At 68.9% G+C, this 1,184-nt stretch carries 1 pseudogene; it reads right to left on the minus strand.

The window, feature by feature from the left end:
* Positions 1–38: 38 nt before the first annotated feature.
* Positions 39–1,184 (minus strand): annotated as a pseudogene (locus U9R90_RS36295) (hypothetical protein); the annotation flags it as partial.

Raw genomic sequence — 1,184 nt, forward strand, 5'->3', positions numbered from 1 at the left:
GGGGGAGAGGGCCTGGACGATGAGGATCTTGGTGGGGGTCACGGGGTGGCGAAGAAGTGCTGGAGGAGGGTGCTGAGGGCTGGGGCGTGGTGGGGGGCGCGTCGGATGAGGGCGGTGATCTCGGCTGCGAGGCGGTTGCGGTCGGCTGGGTCGGCGGGTGCGAGTAGATCGGTGAGGCCGGGGTCGGGGGTGGCCGTTTCGGCATCGTCTTCGCCGTCCGGGTCGTCCGGCGCGGAGTCGAGGATGTGGGCCAGGTGCAGGTGAGTGAGGGCGGCCAGATCGTCGGCGTACACCGTGGCTTCGAGTAGCGCGCAGGAGGAGAGGTCTGGGCCGTTGAGATCTCTGAGCGCGGTCTGTACGCGCGCGTGCAGGGCCTGGCGGTCTTCCAGGAGGCGGAAGGCAGGTGTGACGCCGTCACTGGACGCCAGGCCGAGGACCGCTCGGTGTACGAGGACTTCCGGATCGGGGTCCGGGGTGAGGTCGGCGAGAAGTGCGACGGTTTCGTCGGCCAGCAGATCCTCCGCGTGCGCTTCGAGGAAGGACTGGGACTCCTCCCAGGTCGGGCAGGCGAACCATTCCCCCAGCAGCTCGCCGAGGAGGTAGGGGCGCAGTGCCGCGGCGGCGCCGATGGATTGGGCCTGGGCGGCGATCTCCGCGTGGCTCTTGGCCACGGAGGTGCGGAGGGAGAGCTCTTCCAGGGTGAGCCGTGCGGTGTCGGAGAGTAGTTCCTCTGAGTGCTGTTCCAGGAAGTGCTGGCTGTCCGACCAGGTTGAACAGTTGAGCCATTCCCATACGAGGGAGATCAGTGCGGGGGGAATGCCCAGCCAGTCCGGCACGGGGCTCTGTTGGGTCTCCTGCCAGAGGGCCGAGACCGTGCGATGGGCATCCGGATCGGCTTGGGCGTGGGTACGCAGGAGGTGGCGGGCGCGGGCGGTGGTGCGACCTTGGGGCTCTGCCGAGGTCAGCTCGATCAAGCGCCGCAGTCCCGGCTGCGGGTCTGGCTGCCTGACCTCGAAGGAGGCCAGATCGCAGGAGATGGCGGCTGCGGCTTCGGGGTGCTCTTGGAGGGCCTCGATGGTGTCGGTGTATGCGGTGAGGGCTGCTTGGTGGTCGCCGGTCTCCGCCAGCCGGTTGGCGAGGTTGTTGAGGGATCCGGCGAGGTTGGGGAGGTAGGCGGCGGGGTT

The organism is Streptomyces sp. E11-3 (assembly GCF_046540415.1).
Lineage (GTDB): Bacteria > Actinomycetota > Actinomycetes > Streptomycetales > Streptomycetaceae > Streptomyces.